Origin of the sequence: Microbacterium sp. 69-10, from assembly GCF_001897945.1 — a bacterium.
Taxonomy (GTDB): domain Bacteria; phylum Actinomycetota; class Actinomycetes; order Actinomycetales; family Microbacteriaceae; genus Microbacterium.
The window spans coordinates 95102-97620 of record NZ_MKRT01000025.1; the positions used below are offsets into that span (position 1 = coordinate 95102).

The window sequence follows — 2519 nt, forward strand, 5'->3', positions numbered from 1 at the left end:
GTGAGTCCCGTCACCGCCCGGCCGCGGCTGAGCACGTGTCCCCGCGCGAAGGCGAGACGAGTCCATCGCCCGGACCGCGTGACGCGCACCTGCTCTGCGCCGCCGATGAACCCGAAGGCGTGCGCGGCGAAGGCGACACCACGTGGAAGACCGCGCAGGTCCTCGTCGGGCTCACCCCAGATGCGGGCGCGGAGCGCCCGCACGGCGTCCTCTCCCGCGCCGTCGGTGCTGCCGTGCGCGACGGCGGAGATCCCCCACAGCGCGCGCTCCGCGATCAGCCCGGCCGAGAGATCGGCCACATGCTCCCATCCGCCCCGCGGTGGGGCGATGCCCGCCCAGGCCGGCGACACCGCCGTGTCCGGCAGCGCCAGCTCATCGGGATTCGGCCCCTCCGTCAGCGATTCCACGACCAGGTCGCAGCTCAGCTCGGGATCGGCGTGCACGATGCGCATCGCCAGGATCGTGGGCGTCTGGTCGAACAGCCCCTGCGGGGCGAGCGCGGCGGAGGTGACGGCGAGCACGCCGCCCGTCGCCTGCAGGCGGACGCCGTCGGCCCCAGCCTTCGACGCGCGGCCGGAGAAGGTCAGCACGTCGCGGGCGGTGTCGGCGTCGGCGAGAACGAGAGGTCTGGTCATCCCTTCTAAACTAGTCGCGTGAGCACTCAGGAGAACGCCCGTCGGTCCGTCAGCCAGCTCCTCCAGGTGCTCGATCTCGACGCCTCCGAGGCCCGCACCACCGAGGACATCTTCACCGGCGTCTCGCACGCGATGCCGACCGGCCGCGTGTACGGAGGTCAGGTGCTCTCGCAGTCGCTGGTCGCCGCCGAGCGGACGCTTCCGGAGGACCGGATCGTGCACTCCATGCACGGGTACTTCCTGCGTCCCGGCGATGCCACCCAGGGCATCACGTTCGCGGTCGACCGGATCCACGACGGCCGGTCCTTCTCCACGCGCCGCGTTCAGGCGTTCCAGGGCGGTGTGCCGATCTTCTCGATGATCTCGTCGTTCCAGGACGAGGATCCCGGCGTCGACCATGCCGAGCCGTTCCCGGAGGACATCCCCGACCCGGAGTCGCTGCCCTCGGACGACGAGCTCATCGGCGCCGTGCATCCGATCACGGGACGCCTGCTGGCCGAGCGCCCGGCCGACATCCGCCATGTGACGGGTCCGCTGTTCCTCGAAGTGGCCGGTGAGCACGTGCCGCAGCAGGCGGTGTGGATGCGGATGCGGGCGCCGATGCCCGACGATCCCCGCGTGCACCGGGCGGCACTCGCGTATCTCAGCGACATGACGATCCAGGAGTCCATCCTGCGTCGCCACGGCATCACGTGGCAGACGCCCGGACTGAAGGTCGCGAGCCTCGACCACGCCATGTGGTGGCACCGCTTCGGCCGCGTGGACGAGTGGATGCTGTACGTGCAGAACTCCCCCAACGCCCGCGGTGGCCGCGGCCTCGCGCAGGGCCGGGTCTACACGCGCGACGGCATCCTGATGGCCACCGTGGCGCAGGAGATCATGGTGCGGGTCCCGGAGCTCTGACTCCGGGCAGCACGGTTCCTGGACCGTGCGCTCAGCGCCGCCGGTACTCCAGCGGCTCTCCGACCAGCGGCTCCCATGCGGAGCGCATCTCGGGCGTGAGCCGCACGGGTCGGCCCGACGCGGCGTCCACGAGCACGATCACGGTCGTGGCGCGCGCGTACAGCACGTCCGACTCGGCTGCGGCATCCGGTCGCACCTCGTAGCAGACCTCGATGCTGGAGCCGCCGAGCTTGCCGAACCACATCTGGATGTCCAGCGGGTGCCGCTGGTACGGCACCGGAGCCAGGTACTCGATCTCCTGACGCGCGATGAGCGTGAGCATGCCGTAGGACAGCCCGGAGTCGAGGATCGCCGTGGGAGGAGCCACCTCGCCGGGCGCCGGCTTCCAGAAGGCGCGCACGCGCGCCTCCTCGAGCAGCTTCAGCATCGCCGTGTTGTTGACGTGGTTGAACGCGTCGAGGTCGCCCCATCGCAGCTGGATGGGGATGTGCAGACGCCCGTCGTCCAGAATGCGTTCGACGGGCACCTGCACGTTCTCGGAATCAGTCACGGTGCAGCTTGCGGTGCGTGGTGCGGTGCGGGCGCGCCGCCTCCAGGCCCATCCGATCGATCTTGTTCTTCTCGTAGGCCTCGAAGTTGCCCTCGAACCAGTGCCACCGCGACGGGTTCTCGTCGGTGCCCTCGTAGGCGAGGATGTGCGTGGCGATACGGTCCAGGAACCACCGGTCGTGCGTGATGACCACGGCGCAGCCGGGGAACTCCAGCAGCGCGTTCTCCAGCGAGCTCAGCGTCTCCACGTCGAGGTCGTTGGTGGGCTCGTCGAGGAGCAGCAGGTTGCCGCCCTCCTTCAGCGTGAGGGCGAGGTTGAGGCGGTTGCGCTCACCACCGGAGAGCACGCCGGCCTTCTTCTGCTGGTCGGGGCCCTTGAAGCCGAACTTCGACACGTAGGCGCGCGAGGGGATCTCGATCTTGCCGACGGTG

The 2519-nt window shown here is 70.0% G+C and carries 4 protein-coding genes; 1 reads left to right on the top strand and 3 read right to left on the bottom strand.

The features are described 5' to 3' along the window. Window positions 1-635, bottom strand: a 635-nt coding sequence (locus tag BGN97_RS13475) for a hypothetical protein (protein ID WP_292702491.1), incomplete at its 3' end; no start/stop codon positions are given. Between the two features lie 18 nt (window positions 636-653). On the opposite strand from BGN97_RS13475, the gene BGN97_RS13480 reads away from it, so the two are divergent. Beyond that, window positions 654-1538 (top strand): acyl-CoA thioesterase II, encoded by an 885-nt coding sequence (locus BGN97_RS13480; RefSeq protein WP_292702493.1) that lies wholly within the window; start codon window positions 654-656, stop codon window positions 1536-1538. A 31-nt stretch (window positions 1539-1569) separates the two neighbouring features. On the opposite strand, the gene BGN97_RS13485 is transcribed toward BGN97_RS13480, so the two are convergent. Next, window positions 1570-2088 carry a thioesterase family protein gene (locus BGN97_RS13485; RefSeq protein WP_292702495.1) on the bottom strand — a complete coding sequence of 173 codons (519 nt, stop codon included), beginning with the start codon at window positions 2086-2088 and terminating at the stop codon, window positions 1570-1572. After that, window positions 2081-2519, bottom strand: a 439-nt coding sequence (locus BGN97_RS13490; RefSeq protein ID WP_292702498.1) for an ATP-binding cassette domain-containing protein, incomplete at its 5' end; no start/stop codon positions are given. The genes BGN97_RS13490 and BGN97_RS13485, both read right to left, overlap by 8 nt.